Raw genomic sequence first — 15,596 nt, forward strand, 5'->3', positions numbered from 1 at the left:
GCTCCGGTGGGTTCATCCCGTCGGTAGGCCGGCAGCTATCGTCGTTTTGGATTGGGCTATCGAAGACGAAAGGGAGGGGTACGCAAAGGCGGTGCCGGACTTATTGCTCGAGTTCCACGGGGGAATCGGTCGCAATCCAGCAGTCGGGGTCATCCGGATCTCTGAGTCGAAGATTGCCGCTCTGACACACCACCATTTCGTATCGATCGTTCATGATGACCCCGATGGGGACTCTCTCGGGATCGGTTATCGTAACGGGGCGCGTACCCACCGGGACCGACGGAGTAAGATGCCCATACTGGGCATCGAAAGGAAGCCGATCGGGAGGTCGTTCCCGGATCGGTCCGCGTCCCGTCTCTCCCACAGCGAGCGGGCAGCCTTTGGTTTCGCGGTTGCTTAGTGCGAGTATGTGCGGTCGCTACACACTAACCGTCGAGCAGGACGACCTCGAGGCGCGATTCGACGCGCAGTTTCGGGGCGGTGACTCCGGATCGGGACATGTAACAGGGTCGGAGTCCGGATCTGAGTTTACACCCCGATACAACATGGCGCCCGGACAGGAGCTGCCGGTCATCACCGACGAGGACCCGACAATGATCCGCCGCCTCGAGTGGGGGCTGGTGCCGTCGTGGGCGGACGACGACACGGGCGGGCTGATCAACGCTCGAGCGGAATCCGTCGACGAGAAACCGAGTTTCCGCGGAGCATACGAACGGCCCAGCGGTTCTCGCGATCCCAGCGAGGGGCCGGACACGTCGTCGGCGGGTCGGTGTCTCGTTCCAGCAGACGGGTTTTACGAGTGGGTAGAAACGGAAGACGGAAAACGGCCCTACCGAGTCACCTTCGAGGACGACCGCGTTTTCGCCATGGCCGGCCTCTGGGAGCGATGGGAACCGGAGACGACGCAGACTGGACTCGACGCCTTCGGCGGGGGCATCGACGACGAAATAGAGGCCGAACCGCTCGAGACGTACACGATACTCACGACGGAACCGAACGACCTCGTATCGGATTTGCACAACCGGATGGCGGTCATCGTCGACCCCGGCGACGAGGAGCGCTGGCTATCGGCTGCCGATCCCCAGGAGCTATTCGAGCCGTATCCGGCCGACGGGATGTGCACCGCTCCGGTGTCGATGGCGGTGAATAATCCGTCGACCGACGATCCATCGATACTCGAGCCATCGTAAGTCCGGCGTCGTGACGCACTCGGTGACAGGACGACGTCGGTACCCGATCGGTGGCGGTCCGGCGTCGGTTCGCGGGGAGGATGTCAAGGCTGAAACTCGACAGCGGTAACATCGAATCGGGCACCGTCGTCGATGTCGGCAAGCGAGACGGCCCAGCCGTGTGCGTCCGCGATGGTTTCGACGATGGTCAATCCGAAACCGGTCCCGGAATCTTGTGTCGAAAAGCCGTGTGTGAAGATCCGATCTCGATCGTCGGCCGGAACACCCGGCCCGTCGTCTTCGACGTAGAAGCCGACTGGATCGGTCTCCTTGCGAAGCAGGCCGATTCGGACAGTGGGTGACGACGATCCGTGTTCGACCGAATTTCGCACGAGATTTTCGAGCAGTTGGATGAGACGACTTTCGTCGGCAGCGATACAAACGTCCTCGAGCGACTCGGTCCGGAGTGTCGCATCGCCGGTGTCGACGTGCGCCCAGGCGGCGGTAACGACGTGCTCGAGGGAAACGGAATCGGGGTCGTCGACGCGCTGGCCGTCACGAGCAAGTGTCAGAAGGCTATCTATGAGCGCGCTCATACGGTCGTGTGACTCCTCGACGGCCTCGAGATGATCGAGGACGCGCGACGACTCGGTGTGCTCTCGAGCGAGTACGAGATGGCCCTGTGCGACGTTCAGGGGATTTCGAAGGTCGTGACTGACGACGCTTGCGAACTGCTCGAGTTGTTCGGTCTGATTCTCGAGCATGCATTCTCGTCGTTTTCGCTCGGTGATATCCACGTAAATGCCGTATCCTTCGACTCGGCCGCCTTCTCTGGTAACCGTAACGGGACGGAATATAAACGTTCGAACGTCACCGTCAGCCGTCTTCCGTCGAAGCTCCTGCCCGTTGTCGGACGAGACTAACCAGTGATCGATACCGTTCGCACTGTCATCACCCGGAACGATGAGGGCTGAAAGTGACGTTCCGACGGCGGCCGAACCGTACCCGAAGGTCTCCTGAAACGCCGGGTTGAGCCACGTGACGATCGGTTCGTTGTCTTCGAATTCGACGACGACGACTGGATCCGAAATTCGCTCGAGCAACGCCTCGAATCGCTGTTGGGCCTGCTGGTGGACGCGAATTTCCTGGGCGACGAGCGCTATATACCCCTCGTAACGGTCCGCAATCACGGAACAGAGATCCTCGAGTTCGTAGGGAGTGTACTGATCTTCCCCTTCGAGACCGATCGTCTCTGCAGCCTCTTCGACGAGCGCTTCGGCTCTCTCCACGCCGACCGTCTGGCTGAACTTCGAGACCAACCGCTCGTGATCAGTGTTCATTTCGGGAGAAGCATGACGACGCTCGAGGTGTTGTGAAAGCCGCTGAGTTGTCCCATCTGGAGACACATCTCCCCGTAGGTTTCGTACCCGCAAAGTGGCGCACCGAGTTCCTCGCTCATCGCGGAGACGCCATCCTGAAACCGATCCTCGAGGATGATTTCGCGACAGGCGCAGTCGTAAACGAACGCTCCGGCGATCGAATCATCCGTCTTGGCCATCGCTTCGCGGACCGTTTCGCGGGCAGACTCGATCTGTGCGTCGGGCCTGCCGTACATCACACGCAGTACCGTCCCCTCCGGGATCTCGACGGCGAAGCGAAGCGTTCCGTCGTCGGCCTCGACTCTCGGCCATCGGATCTTGTACGTCCCGCCCTGATCGACGCCGAATTCGAAGGCACCCATAATCCGAAGCATCTGCGGACCGGTCGGTGGGACCTCGTCGATCTCGACGCCGAATTCCGCCTGGACGTGCTCTCTGACAGCGGCTTCCCAGACCTCGTAGGCCGGCCGACCGTCGAGTTCGGAGACGACGCAGCCATCGGCTGCCGTCACTGTCATCGGTTCGGAGATCGGTTCGTGACCGTGGCCGACGGCGATCGGGAGGCGGTCCTGTGAGGCGACGAGCGCGATTGCGACGGCGTCGTCGGTGACGGTATCATTTGTGAAAACGTGGGTGGCTTCCTGCTCGTATCTGTCCGATGCAGCGCCGCCGACGACGCTCACCCGGGGGCCGAGTTTCTGTTGAGCGACTAACGCGAGTTGCTCGCCGACGCCGCTGAGCCCGTCGTGGAGACTGATTGCCGAGAGGTACGGGTATCCGCCTACTTCCGTCGGAAGATCCCCGACTGCCTCTCGCACTGTGTTCGAAACGCTGGTCCGAAGTCCCGTTCCGAGGCCCGTAAAGAAGCGAAGCGAATCGCTGGCAACGAGGGCGACGACCACGCTCTCCGTGGCCACGATGTTCCCGGTGAACTCGCCGGCCGCAGAACAACCGAGTAATTCGGCTCCGGAACCGATCGACGAACGCACCCCATCGATGACTTTTTCGTACGCATATTCCGGCGAACAGAACAGATGACAGAAGTCGACTCGGTCCGTCGGCAGTTCGGCGAGTGCGCTATCCGCTGCGTGCCTTCCCGCTCGAGCGCTCTCACTGTCGGTCGCGTGACCCGTTGATACGACCGTTTCCATGACGTCTCGAGGAAAAGAAAATGCGAACGGTAATAAATTGTTTTACTTCCGGTACCGTCTCGGGAAGAACCGAGCGTGCCTTCCTCCGTTCGGCAACCACTCCTCACGACCGACGGCCGTCTGTCACCGCCGCCGTCAGTGGCAGCGAAACTCGTTCCAACGAGTATAAGTTTTAGGTTTGCCTAATACTTCGCGATGGAACTGACCAGACGAGACGCGGTCGCCGCGCTGTCGGCACTCGGGGTCAGCGGGTCGTTATCCGGCTGTGTCGCCCCGCCCGGTGCCGACTCGGCGGTCGACGTCGACCGGGTCATCGAGGGACAGGTAGCGGCTGCGGCGGTCGTCTACCCGGACGAGGTTTCGGGGACGGCAGCGTTCGTCGAGACATTCCTCGAACGCCGACTCGAGGATCCGACGCACGCGAAAGGGATGGAGGAAGCGATCACGGAACTGGACACCAACGCGGAGGTATGGTACCAGAACCGGTTCGCAGCCCTGTCGGTCGCGGACCGCGAGCAGGTTCTTCGGAACGTGAGCGCAGACACCGCAGACGAAGACCCATCGGGAACTGCGTCGGAGCGAGTTCGATACTACGTCGTCAACGATCTCCTGCTCGCGCTGTACGCTTCGCCGACGGGCGGCCAGCTCGTCGGAATCGAGAACCCGCAGGGATTCGCGGGCGGACTCGAGACCTATCAGCGAGGGCCGAACGTGTGAGCGGAAGTCGGCCGCCAGCCGAATCGGCGACGCTCGCCACGGGTGCATCGGCCGATCGGTCGCCGGTCGACGACGCCGACGTCTGCGTAATCGGTGCGGGGCCCGCAGGCGGAATCGTCGCTGATCGCCTCGTCGAGGCCGGCCAGACGGTCGTACTCCTCGAGGCCGGGCCGCGATTCGATCGCGCAGATAGGCTCGCCAGACAGGAGCGGGCGATCCGCCCGTTCTATGGACCGCAGGACGTCTGGGACGGCGATGCCGAGCGGGACGCGTACTCGTCGTCTGGCGGACGGTCCTACCCGCTAAATCAGGCCCGCGTCAAGGGCGTGGGCGGATCGACGCTCCACTGGCAAGGGATGGTGATGCGGCTCCACGAGGCCGATTTCAACTCCCGAAGCGTCCGCACGGTCGGCACCGATTGGCCGATCGACTACGACGAGTTGCGCCCGTACTACGCCGCCGCGGAGCGCGAGTTGGGTGTGGCCGGTGCCGACGACAACCCCTTCGCGGCGCCACGAGAGAACCCTCATCCGATGCCGGCGTTCCCGCCCTCCTACAGCGACGGGCTGTTCGCCGAGGCCTGCGACGAACTCGAGATCGCGATGCACTCCGTTCCGAACGCACGCAATTCGGAATCGTACGACGGTCGCGGGGCCTGCGCCGGGTACGGTACCTGCCGGCCGGTCTGTCCGTCCGGCGCGAAGTACGACGCGACCGTCCACGTCGAGCGCGCCGAAGGGGCGGGAGCGACGGTGATCGACCGCGCACCGGTCCAGCGCCTCGAACACGACGCCGATTCGATCACGGCGGCCGTTTACGCCACGCCCGACGACGAGCGCCATCGACAGGAGGCCGACGCCTTCGTGATCGCCTGCGGCGGCGTCGAGACGCCGCGTCTGCTCTTGCTCTCCGAGTCGAGTCACTACCCCGACGGCCTGGCGAACTCGAGCGGACGCGTCGGAAAGTACTTCATGGACCACCTCTTCGCGGGCGTAAACGGCGTCTTAGACGAGCCCACTCGGCAGAACCACGTCGGCTTTCTCACCAGCGAGTCCCACCAGTTCTACGACGACGCCGACGACGAGTACGCGCCGTTCAAACTCGAGTTCTTCAACTTCGCCGGTCCGTCTCCGGTCAGGATGGCGCTTTCCGGCGACGACTGGGGCGACGAACTGCTCGAGCGGCTTCGACGCGACTACGGCAACCACATCGGGGTCGGCGCGCTGGTCGAGCAACTCCCTCGCGAGGACAGCTACGTCGGTCTCGACCCCGACCGCACCGACGGCCGCGGCAATCCCGTCCCCGACATTCACTGGACCGTGGGCGACCGGGCCCTCCGGACGATTGAGCGGGCGAACGAGATCCAACGGGAGATCCTCGCCGAGCTCGGCGCAGAGATCACCGGACAGATCGGCCCGGAAAACACGTTTCCCACGTTTCACCACATGGGAACGACTCGAATGGGAACCGATCCGACCGAAAGCGTCGTTGATCCCACCCTCCGGACCCACGACCTCGAAAACTGCTGGATCGCCTCGAGCAGCGTCTTCCCAACCGGCGGCGCGATGAACCCGACGCTGACCATCGCGGCGCTGGCGCTGAAGGCCGCCGATCACATAGCGGAGACACTGTAACGATTGCGATCTCTTTGATGACCGCAGTGAACATCCGTACAGTTGCGTGAGCGAGGTTCCGTCGGCAAAACGACACGGGTAGCAGCCTGCTTTGTCACAGCCGGACGATCGGGTGTCAGGTCTACCGCGCGATCGAGCATCGGCGTTATCGGAAGTGTATATCCATTATCGTTCCTGGTCCGCCTGTCGTGAGCCGCCGTCGGCTCCGAGAGCTCGTCCATCACTGGTCTGGCCGGAAACCCGCGAGACGTCTAACACAGTCTGGATATCGTCGGGGACGTCGTTGTAGGAGCAAGTGTCCGTCACGAGCGAGACACCGATGAACACGAGGATACCGAGCACCGTCGCCACCTGGCCGCCCAGCAGTCCCACGGGGAGGGTGAGGCCGACGTACTGCGCGCCGTAGGCGAACGCCACCGTCGTACCGAGACCGACGGCGCCGCCCCAGAGAATGCCCTCGGTGGTCGCGCCCCGCCAGTTGTACGCCAGGGCAACGCCCGGGAAGATGACCGAGGCGAAGATCGCCCAGCCGGCGGCCCCGAGGACGAAGATGAGCCCCGGGAAAGTCGCGGCGATAACGCCCGCGCCGACGAGCAGCCCGCCCGTCACGACGCGACTCCAGAGCACCTGCTGGCTGTCGGAGAGATCGGTGTTCATGTACTGGATCAGGAAATCGTGGACGATGGCCGCCGCGCCGATGTTGAGGAAGGCGTTGCTCGTCGACATGATGGCCGCGACGATACTCGTCAGCACGAACGCCGTGACCACCGGCGGGGCGTACTCGATGAGCGCCATCGGCAGGGCGACGTCGGTCGCCGGGAGTTCACCGCCGAACTGCCCGCGCGAGACTGCGGCACGCATCAGCGGGCCGACCCACCAGTACAGTGAGGTCATCAGGTAGCCGAGACCGGAGATCAGGGCACCCCACTTGAGGATGGAGACGCGTTTGGACATGTAGAACTTCGTGATGGCGTGTGGTTGGCCTGGCAACGTGAGGCCGATGATGATGGCCGAGAGCAGGAACCCGACCGACGCCAGTCCGTCACCGCCGAGTAGCGTGAACTGAAACATTTCGGGGGACTGGGACTGGAGGGTCGTCACCATTCCGTCGAAACCGCCCTCGAAATTCGTGAAGACGTAGAAGACGGTCAGGAACGCGCCGATTATCATCATGCCACCCTGGATGGCGTCGGACCAGATGGCCGCGAGGATACCGCCGATGACGGTGTAAAAGCCGAGAACGATGAGGCCGACGATAAGCGCCTCGTAGAAGCCGACCGGCAACACCAGTGCGCCGATGATGCCGAGTGCCGCATACTGTGAGGCGAGGTACCCCATCGACCCCAGAAAGACCGCCGCCGCACCGAGTAGACGCACCCGCTCGTCCTCGAAGCGGTAGTACATCGCGTCCGGGGCGGTGATTGCGTTGCGAACCTCGCCGAGCAGGCGCATCTTTCGGGCCAACAACCAGTACGCGACCACGAAGCCCAGAATAACGGACGTCCCCATGATGAAGATGAATTCGAACCCCGTCTGGTAGGCCGAACCGGGGAAGCCGACGATCCCCCAACCGCTCTGTATCGAGGCGAACACGGAGAGGGCGATGACGAGGATGCCCGCGCTTCGACCGGCGACGTAGTAGTCCTCTTCGCTCGACTGATACCGACCGGCGAGGATGCCGATACCGATCATCACCAGCGAGAAGATCACCATGAAGACGATAGCGAGGTTGCTGCTGTACTGCACGGGCAGTTCTCCGCCCCACGTCTGCAGGGGAACGATCGCCACGGTCATCCGTCGGACTCCTCCACTCGGGATGTCGCGTTTCTGCCTTGCCCGCCGCGGCCCTGATCGATGTCCACTTCGTCGAGACCAGTGAAGTTCAGACCGAAGTAAATCGCCGTCACGAGAAACAGGAGGACACCCCCGAGAACCAGTTCGATTACGGGAGTCGGGAGTCCGAGAAGGTACAGGATTCCGTTCACAGCGGTTCACCTCCGGGACTTCGGGGTTTTGCTGGCTGTAACTGTTGTCGAGAGACGACCGGGAGACGCTCCTGACGCACCTCGTCTATCGGTCGGCCCATTCCATCTACTACCGATATCGAACCCATTCTTGCCTTTTGTTCCATTTCGAGCGATGTTCCGCTGCAAGTTTGATTGTTTTTAGGCATCATAAGTTACGATAGTACCGCATGGTAATCCGGCACATGACATTATAAGGATTGGCGCTGCAGTTTCGCTGGACGTGACCACCGGATTGCGGTATTACCGTCGGTAGCGAAGAGACGTGTCGATTACACAACCGAAATCCGACACTCATCACCAGACGGGAGCGAAGAAGTTCACACTCACCGAACGAGGACTCACGAGCGAGTAGGATGGTGAGGGAGCGCGTTCGACGCGCTTTTCGTCCGGAAGAACATCCCCATCGAACACGCGAGTGGGCCAAAACAGACCACTCGCGCGAGCCACCGTACCAAGGTCTCGAGATCGAAAACGGGAGTCGGTCTCGATACCGAAAATCAACCCGGCAGAATCTACCGAGATCTCGCGTTCGAATTCGGCAACCACCCGCTTTGGCCGCCCTGACCGGGCTTTACAGGTCGACCACCGTAACGAGACTGCTCGAACGCGACCCCGAAACCGCCCTTTGACTCACCGCCGAGGGATGCCTCGAAAGCACTAGTGATATTCCACGAGCATTATTTTAGGCAAACCTAAACGCATAAGTGCGACCGGCGGCGAGAGCCACCAATGAGCAGTGGGGAACAAGCCGAGGCGACTGGCGGCACCGACGAGCACGGCGAGCAAGGTGTCCAGAACGCGGAGTACACCTTCGAAGACGTCAGCGTCGTCATGGGAACCTACAACGAGGAAGAAGCGATCGGCAACGTACTCTCGGACATCGAGGACGTCACCGACGGACAGGCCGAGGTCGTCTGCGTCGACGGGTCCTCGGATCGATCCCCCGAAATCGCTCGCGAACACGGCGCGACGGTCGTCGAACAACGACCGCAGGGGTACGGCGTCGCCGTTCGCGCGGCGATACTCGAGCCTGACAGGCCGATCGTCGTCACCACCGACTGCGACGACACCTATCCGATGGAACAACTCCCCGAGTTTCTCGAATCGATCAACGAGGGGTACGACGTCGTCAGCGGCGACCGGCTCTACCACGGTGCCGACGCGATGCCGGCGTTCAACCGCCTCGGAAACCACGCCTTTGCAGCGCTCGCGAGCGTACTGATGGGGACCCGCGTTCACGACACGACGACCGGGATGCGCGCCTACCGCCGCGAGGTCGTCGAATCGATCAGGTGGACGGAAAACACCGGTCTCTCCGCGGAGCTCCTGATCCGTCCGCTGATGCGAGGCTACGACGTTCGCGAACACCCGATCGAATACCGCGAACGCGCCGGCGAGACCAAACTCGACCCGATCGAGGGCGGCGCAGCGATCGCGAAATCGATCGTCACGGTCTGTCTCGAGGAGCGATTCGGGTAGCCCGAACGCGCTGAGGCGGCATGTCACCGGTCCTCCAGCCAATACCGAACGCTTTCTATCAGTGTTGAACGCTCTGTGTCAGAACGAAGACCAGAAGCGCCATCAGGAGCGATCCGAGTAGGGTTTCAGCAGCAGCGATAGCGCGAGCCATCCCAGCAACCGGTTGTATATCGCCGTATCCAAGCGTCGCGAAGGTGATCACGCTGAAGTAGAGGCTCTTGAGGTATGCTTGCCCGAGGACGCGACTCGGTGTCTCGGTGGGGTCTTCTATCTCGTACGTGACGGCGGTCTCGGTCCCCACCTCCTGTATGCCGCCAGTCAGTGGGTACAGCGTCGCACAGACGAGAATCAGCAGTAACGAGGCGGCGACGACGCGCCACGGACTCGTCCCGTAGCGCATGATCCATCGCGACCCGGCCAGCCGAATCGCTCGACGGTAGTCCCCGGTCCGCCAGGCGTCGCGGCGGCGAAAGTCCATCTCCCGCAGGTAAAACGTGTTGGCCTGCTCCGGAAACGCGTTCTCCCTGTAGAGTCGCTGTAGTTCTCGATACACCCACTGCGTGGATTCGACACGCTCTGCAGCGCCGTCGACCGACGCCTCCCGATCGATCTCCGTTTCGTAGACCGGGCGCTCGCCGAACGTCGTCTCGAGGTTGATCCGCACATCAGTCAAGCCGGCGCGATAGAGCCGCGAACCTCGAAAATCCGCGCTTCGAAGGTCGGCAAAGACGAACACGGTGTCGTGTAGGTTGGCGTCGCGAAACGACGCCCCGTGGGCGTCGACGTCCCGAAACGTTGCTCGGCGAAGATCCGCCTCGGAGAGATCGGCGTCGTCGAGGACCGCGTTGGAGAAGTCGGCCTCGACGAGCGATCGTCCTTCGAGAAACGACGTCGCATTCAACCGTGCCCCCTTGAAATTCGCCCCGTCGAGACGCGCTCCCGGTACCGGTGGGTTCTGCTCGTAAACCGTCGTTGGAACGACAGTCTCGGTGTGCCAGAGACAACGGTCATCGCGTTCCCACGTCGGTCGCCAGCAACAGACCGCACCGGCTTCGTCGACCCCGCTGCTGTTCGTCACGTGGCCGCAGCGCTCGATGGTCATAGGTATGCTGGGAGCGGGCGACCTCTAACGCTATTGCCTGAAATACGTCTCCCGTCACCTCCCAAAACGGTTACTCGTGAGGGTTCGGTGTACCCCCTCGGTTCGCGGCCAGCGCCGACGCGTCCGATACGCTACTCTTCGACGGCGGCGAGTTCGGTTCGGATGAACACCCCGTCCGGAGACTGCTCCGGGATGTAGGCCGCCTCCCCACCGCAATCGCGGATTCCGCTACATCGTTCTACCCTGGGCGTTAGCGCACGGACGGTCTCGCCATCCGTCCGGATCGGCACCTCGAGTCGGTAGCTGAAACTACTCCCGGGCCCCCGGTCGGCAAAGACGTCGAGTACGACGTCGTCGCGATCTGCGATGCGGACCGGTTCGGCGGTCTCGATGCCCGTTCCGTGCAATTGCACCGCCCCGTCGGTAGCGGTCAGCCGAACGGTGGTTTCGGTAGCGGTGTTCTCGAGTACGTGTGTGGAACTCCCTTCGGCTGTTGTGACGGTCACCGTAACGCTCTCAGCCGCCGACGGGACACCGACGCTGGCGTTCAATTCGACCGCGGAACCAGCGGTGTGCTCGACCGGCTGAAGCCGAGCTGTCCGCGGCGATCCATCGTGTGGAGCCCAGGTGCCGCGATACGCGAGCCGGTACAGCGACCGGTCGGAATACTCGTCGAAGACGGCGAACGGGCGCTCGTCCATCGCGTACACCGTCCGGCCGTCGAAATCCGGATCGTTACGAAGGGCCTGAAACGGATGGGCCAGCCAGTCGCCGTACGGCGTCGGGAGGAAGACGATCGATCTCTCGGTCGGGCCGTCCTCGAATGGCTCGTAAACCCGCTCGTAAGTATCGGTAACGGCAGCGTTTCGATCGATCTTCTGGTCGACGTTCACCGCCGTCGCGCCGCCTAGGGCGAGCGCGCTTACCAGCAGCGCAGCGACGAACGTCACACGTGCGGCCCGCGGCGTCAGATTTCGGGTTGCCGTTCGCCGGGCGACTGCGACCAGCGCCAGCGCGCCGACAGCGGCGAACGCGGCGAACGGCAACAGGAGATCGAAGTGGTAGTACGGGCCGTGGGTGGCGATGAGGCCGTCGCCGGCGCGGTCGAGATCGCCGAGGAGATTGTAGTTGCCCCAGAAGTAGACGTTCCCGACGGATATGGTGAGGATCTGCCCGGCGAGGATCCCTGCACGGGGCGAGAGACCGCGCCGGACGGCGACGCCGAACCCGATCGCGGCGACGACCGCGCCGAAAATTCCTCCCGCGATCCAACCGGTGACGAATTCCGTCAAAACCAGAGCGTTCGACCGCAGCGCCAGTCTCACGGTGTACTCCGTTCCGGGGCCGAGAAGCTGTCGGCGGCCGAAGCCGAGGCCGTCCAGCGGCGCGAACGCTTCGTAGGGAAACACCAGCGGCGATCCGGTCACGGTTGCGTTGTAGGCCAGCGCGAGTCCGACGCCCGCTACCCCGAGCGTGGCCGTAGCAATCTGCCTGGAGAGTGCCCCGCGGAGATCACGCCAGAGCGTCCAGCACGCGTGGACGACGAAGGGGGCGGCGAACAGCACCGCGGTGTACGGACGCGAAAAAAAGGCCAACCCGATTGCCACACCGGCCACTCCGGCCCAGCGTCTATCGTCCGTCCGATCGGCTCTGAGATAGCTGAAGGCGAACGTCAGGTTGAGCATCGCTGTCGGCGCGTACGGCAAGAAGACGGCCGCTTCGATCAGAAAGAGCGGCGAACACAGCACGATCACAGCCGCTGCGAATCCGGTCCGCCGATCGAACACTTCGCGGACCACCAGTGCGACGAGCGCGAGTATGGCAGCCCCGACTCCAGGAAGCGCGAGTCGATACCCTCCCACGAGTTCGCCAAGCGCGAACATCGCCGCGGGCACGGGTGCGTATTTCGGGTACAGCCGATCACCGTCTTCGACGAAGAACCAGGGACGGAAGACGTCCTCGACGGGCGGACGAACGAACAACTGCCCGTCCAGCAGCATCGCTGCCTGCTGGAGGTAAACCCCCTCGTCGTGGTTCACCGAGAGGTACGGAAACGTCCGCGTCTCGAGCAGCCATATGGCGATGGCACCGGCAAAGGCGATCACGGCGACGGCGAGTCGCCACGTTCGACGTCTCATCGATCGATTCTCATGGGTATCTCATGGGTAGGTCACCGTCCTTCCTGAGCGACGATCACGGCCATCGACAGGCCGGAGATACAGATCAAAACGAGCGCCGGGACTGCGGCCTGTCCGTACAGGCCCGTTTCCTCGACCCGCCAGATGAACGTCACGAGCGTCTCGAATCCCAGCGGGCGCAACATGAGCGTCGCGGGCAGTTCTTTCATCGTCGTGAGAAACACCAGCGCAGCCCCCGCTGCGACTCCCGGCAGGATGAGCGGGAGCGTCACCGTACGGAAGGTGTTCAACCGCGACCGTCCCAGGGTGTGGGCCGCTTCGACGAGTTGCCGGTCCACCTGCAGCGTCGAGGTCCGGATCGATCCGATCGCCTGGGGCATGAATCTGACGACGTACGCGAACACGAGCAGCGGTACCGTCTTGTAAATCGCCGGGAAGACGTCGAGCGTGAAACTGAGCAACGCGAGAGCCAGGACGACCCCGGGCGTCGCGTATCCGACGTACGGGACGCGATTGGCCAGCGCAGCCAGGCGCGAATCGGCCGTCACCGACGCGATCGCGATCGGCAACGCGACGAGGACCGAAACGGCGGCGGCCAGCACCGCGACGTAAGCCGAGTTCACCCCGTACTCCCAGCTGAACGTCAGCCGGCCGACCTGATACCCGGGCCCGCCCGTGGTCAGCCACATTCCGAAGATGGCGATAGGCAGGACGATCGCGAGCAACGAGACCACGATCGGAAGGAGCAGGGCCGGATACCGCCAGGCCCCGAGCTCGAGACCGATGCTGCCGCGATGGCTACTGCTCTCGTACGCCCCCGATTCGTCCACGCCGAGTCGGGATTCGATCGCGAGGATAATCGCGGACACGGTCAGCAGCTGTAGCGAGAGCAACGCGGCGTAATCGCGGGCGAAGACGTGCCGGGCGTAGATGAACTGCGTGAAAACCTCGACTCGCATGATGTTTGGCGTGCCGAAGTCCGAAAGCGCGTACAGTGCTACGAGCAGTGCACCAGCCGTAATCCCCGGAAGGATTTGTGGGAACGTGATCCGACGGAAAGCCTCCCACCGGCCGGTGTTGAGCGTTCGCGCTGCCTCGACGAGCGAACCGTCGAACGAGAGCAGCGCCGCGCGCGTCGTCAGGAACACGTAGGGATAGGTGTAAAGCGTCAGCACGAACGCAGCCCCGGCGAACCCGTACACCGAGGGAATCGACTCGATGCCAAGGGGTGCGAGGAGGTCCGCGAGTTCTCCCTGCGGACCGAATGCCGAGACGAACGCGAACGCCCCGAGATAACTCGGAACCGCGAGGGGAAGTGCAGCGAGAACGGTCCAGAATCGGGGGAACGGGATCTCTCCCTGAACGGTCAACACTGCGAGGGGAACCCCGAGGAGTACGCTCGCGCCGGTAACGACTGCCACGAGAGCGACGCTTCGGACCAGCACGTCGATGCTTTTGGGAGCGACGGCGAGTTCGAACGCCCGGACACCGAGGCCGGCGGCATCGACGACGAGCCAGGTCAGCGGAAGCACCAGTACGGCCGCGATGGCAGCCGCAAGCAGCGTGAGTCCGACGTCGACGGCGGAGTCGTCTCCGTCCGTCCCGCGATCGACTGTCCGCGAAACCTGCTCTCGGATCGTCATCCCGAGACGCCAGCTTCGTCCATCAGGTTCAGGGTTGGTTCCAGATTCGAGAGCTTCGCGAGGTCGATATCCGGTGGGTTCAGTTCATCGATAGTCGGGAGTCCGCCGACCGGTTCGACGCCGTCGATCATCGGATAGGCGAAACTGATCGTGGCGAAGTACTCCTGGGCCTCCGAAGATAGCAGGTGCCGGACGAAATCGTCGACGAGTTCGCCTCGCTGGGTTCCTTTCACCTTCAGCGTGCCGGCGACGTTAATCAGGGCTCCGGCGTCACCTTCGGTAAAGGCAAGATCGATCGGCGCGTCTGACTGTTGATTTTTGACGCGCATCGCGTAGTAGTGGTTCGCGAATCCGGCCGCCAGGGAGCCGTTAGCGACAGCCTGCGAGACGGCGTATTCGTTACCGTGGCGCTCTGTACCGGCTTCTTTCATGTCAGACAGCCAGTTGCGGGTCGCGTCCTCTCCCTCGATCAAGCGCATGGCTGTCACGAACGATTTGAACGCCCCGTACGTCGGTGCCCAGCCCATCGACCCCTGAAGGGCGTCGGTCGACGGAAATTCCTGGACGGTAGACGGAATGTCCGACTCGTTCAACTCCTCTGTGTTGTACGGAACGGAACGTGCACGTCCGGCGACACCGGCCCACGCGTTGTCGTCGCCGACGAACTGGTCGTTTGCGACCGAGTCGACTGCTGTATCCGACAGTGGATCGTAGGCATCGTTATCCGCGACGAACCCCAGCGAACTGGCGTCGATCGACCAGAACACGTCCGCCTGGGCCGCACCGGCCTCTACTTCCTCGACGATCGTCTGAGCCAGCGACGCCGAGTCGTTATCGTTCGGATGGACGGTGAAATCGGGATAGATCTCCTGTAACATCTCCACGAACTCGTAGTAGATGCCGCCCTCGCCGCCGCCGATGTAGAGTGCGAGGTCACCCGAGAGATCCGGGAGGTCCTCTATCGACGTTCCACCCGGTGCAGGACGACCTTCGACGAGAGTCCCCGAGCCCCGGAACTCAGAGAGTGGCGGTATCTCGACGTTCTGATCGTTGGTAAAAAATCCCAGACAGCCCGCAAGCGAGGTGACGCCCAGTCCGGCCCCCATCTGCAACGCGTTTCTGCGCGTTACCACGCGCTCTCCGCTGTCTCCGTTCAT

General features: G+C 62.9%; 12 protein-coding genes. 4 read left to right on the plus strand and 8 right to left on the minus strand.

Going from position 1 to position 15,596, the window contains the following annotated elements; all coding sequences use genetic code 11:
* Positions 1-407 precede the first annotated feature (407 nt).
* On the plus strand, positions 408-1,190 hold the full coding sequence (locus HYG82_RS30630) for an SOS response-associated peptidase (RefSeq protein WP_179260848.1): 783 nt from the start codon (positions 408-410) through the stop codon (positions 1,188-1,190).
* An 83-nt stretch (positions 1,191-1,273) separates the two neighbouring features.
* Here HYG82_RS30630 and HYG82_RS30635 read toward each other — a convergent pair whose 3' ends face one another.
* Entirely contained in the window at positions 1,274-2,509 is a 1,236-nt protein-coding gene (locus tag HYG82_RS30635) for a two-component system sensor histidine kinase NtrB (RefSeq protein ID WP_179260849.1), read from the minus strand.
* Entirely contained in the window at positions 2,506-3,699 is a 1,194-nt protein-coding gene (locus tag HYG82_RS30640) for an FIST signal transduction protein (protein ID WP_179260850.1), read from the minus strand. Before HYG82_RS30640 ends, HYG82_RS30635 begins: the two co-directional genes overlap by 4 nt.
* A 195-nt stretch (positions 3,700-3,894) precedes the next feature.
* Between HYG82_RS30640 and HYG82_RS30645 the strand changes: the two genes are divergently transcribed.
* Entirely contained in the window at positions 3,895-4,416 is a 522-nt protein-coding gene (locus HYG82_RS30645) for a gluconate 2-dehydrogenase subunit 3 family protein (RefSeq protein ID WP_179260851.1), read from the plus strand.
* Complete coding sequence (locus HYG82_RS30650) at positions 4,413-6,050, plus strand: GMC family oxidoreductase (RefSeq protein WP_179260852.1); 1,638 nt, start codon at positions 4,413-4,415, stop codon at positions 6,048-6,050. Before HYG82_RS30645 ends, HYG82_RS30650 begins: the two co-directional genes overlap by 4 nt.
* Positions 6,051-6,215: 165 nt before the next feature.
* Here the strand turns inward: HYG82_RS30650 and HYG82_RS30655 are convergent, their stop codons facing one another.
* Positions 6,216-7,844 carry a sodium:solute symporter family transporter gene (locus HYG82_RS30655; protein ID WP_179260853.1) on the minus strand — a complete coding sequence of 543 codons (1,629 nt, stop codon included), beginning with the start codon at positions 7,842-7,844 and terminating at the stop codon, positions 6,216-6,218.
* Positions 7,841-8,035 (minus strand): hypothetical protein, encoded by a 195-nt coding sequence (locus tag HYG82_RS30660; RefSeq protein ID WP_179260854.1) that lies wholly within the window; start codon positions 8,033-8,035, stop codon positions 7,841-7,843. The genes HYG82_RS30655 and HYG82_RS30660 overlap by 4 nt, the downstream gene beginning before the upstream one ends.
* A gap of 873 nt (positions 8,036-8,908) precedes the next feature.
* Between HYG82_RS30660 and HYG82_RS30665 the strand changes: the two genes are divergently transcribed.
* Positions 8,909-9,556: a dolichyl-phosphate hexose transferase gene (locus HYG82_RS30665; protein WP_235217897.1), complete on the plus strand. Its 648-nt coding sequence runs from the start codon at positions 8,909-8,911 to the stop codon at positions 9,554-9,556.
* A gap of 58 nt (positions 9,557-9,614) precedes the next feature.
* On the opposite strand, the gene HYG82_RS30670 is transcribed toward HYG82_RS30665, so the two are convergent.
* The 4 genes from HYG82_RS30670 to HYG82_RS30685 form a co-directional block, all read right to left on the minus strand.
* Complete coding sequence (locus HYG82_RS30670; protein WP_179260856.1) at positions 9,615-10,658, minus strand: pentapeptide repeat-containing protein; 1,044 nt, start codon at positions 10,656-10,658, stop codon at positions 9,615-9,617.
* Between the two features lie 131 nt (positions 10,659-10,789).
* Positions 10,790-12,796, minus strand: a complete 2,007-nt coding sequence (locus HYG82_RS30675; protein WP_179260857.1) for an ArnT family glycosyltransferase — start codon at positions 12,794-12,796, stop codon at positions 10,790-10,792.
* 32 nt (positions 12,797-12,828) lie between these two features.
* Positions 12,829-14,439 (minus strand): ABC transporter permease, encoded by a 1,611-nt coding sequence (locus tag HYG82_RS30680; protein WP_179260858.1) that lies wholly within the window; start codon positions 14,437-14,439, stop codon positions 12,829-12,831.
* Positions 14,436-15,596, minus strand: a complete 1,161-nt coding sequence (locus tag HYG82_RS30685; protein ID WP_179260859.1) for an extracellular solute-binding protein — start codon at positions 15,594-15,596, stop codon at positions 14,436-14,438. The genes HYG82_RS30680 and HYG82_RS30685 overlap by 4 nt, the downstream gene beginning before the upstream one ends.

Origin of the sequence: Natrinema halophilum, assembly GCF_013402815.2 — an archaeon.
In the GTDB taxonomy this organism is placed as follows: Archaea; Halobacteriota; Halobacteria; order Halobacteriales; family Natrialbaceae; genus Natrinema; species Natrinema halophilum.

Coding starts and splice junctions, on each gene's coding strand:
- HYG82_RS30685 (WP_179260859.1), bottom strand. CDS start 15,596: ATGAACGGAGACAGCGGAGAGCGCGTGGTAACGCGCAGAAACGCGTTG.
- HYG82_RS30645 (WP_179260851.1), top strand. CDS start 3,895: ATGGAACTGACCAGACGAGACGCGGTCGCCGCGCTGTCGGCACTCGGG.
- HYG82_RS30680 (WP_179260858.1), bottom strand. CDS start 14,439: ATGACGATCCGAGAGCAGGTTTCGCGGACAGTCGATCGCGGGACGGAC.
- HYG82_RS30675 (WP_179260857.1), bottom strand. CDS start 12,796: ATGAGACGTCGAACGTGGCGACTCGCCGTCGCCGTGATCGCCTTTGCC.
- HYG82_RS30635 (WP_179260849.1), bottom strand. CDS start 2,509: ATGAACACTGATCACGAGCGGTTGGTCTCGAAGTTCAGCCAGACGGTC.
- HYG82_RS30640 (WP_179260850.1), bottom strand. CDS start 3,699: ATGGAAACGGTCGTATCAACGGGTCACGCGACCGACAGTGAGAGCGCT.
- HYG82_RS30655 (WP_179260853.1), bottom strand. CDS start 7,844: ATGACCGTGGCGATCGTTCCCCTGCAGACGTGGGGCGGAGAACTGCCC.
- HYG82_RS30670 (WP_179260856.1), bottom strand. CDS start 10,658: ATGACCATCGAGCGCTGCGGCCACGTGACGAACAGCAGCGGGGTCGAC.
- HYG82_RS30630 (WP_179260848.1), top strand. CDS start 408: ATGTGCGGTCGCTACACACTAACCGTCGAGCAGGACGACCTCGAGGCG.
- HYG82_RS30665 (WP_235217897.1), top strand. CDS start 8,909: ATGGGAACCTACAACGAGGAAGAAGCGATCGGCAACGTACTCTCGGAC.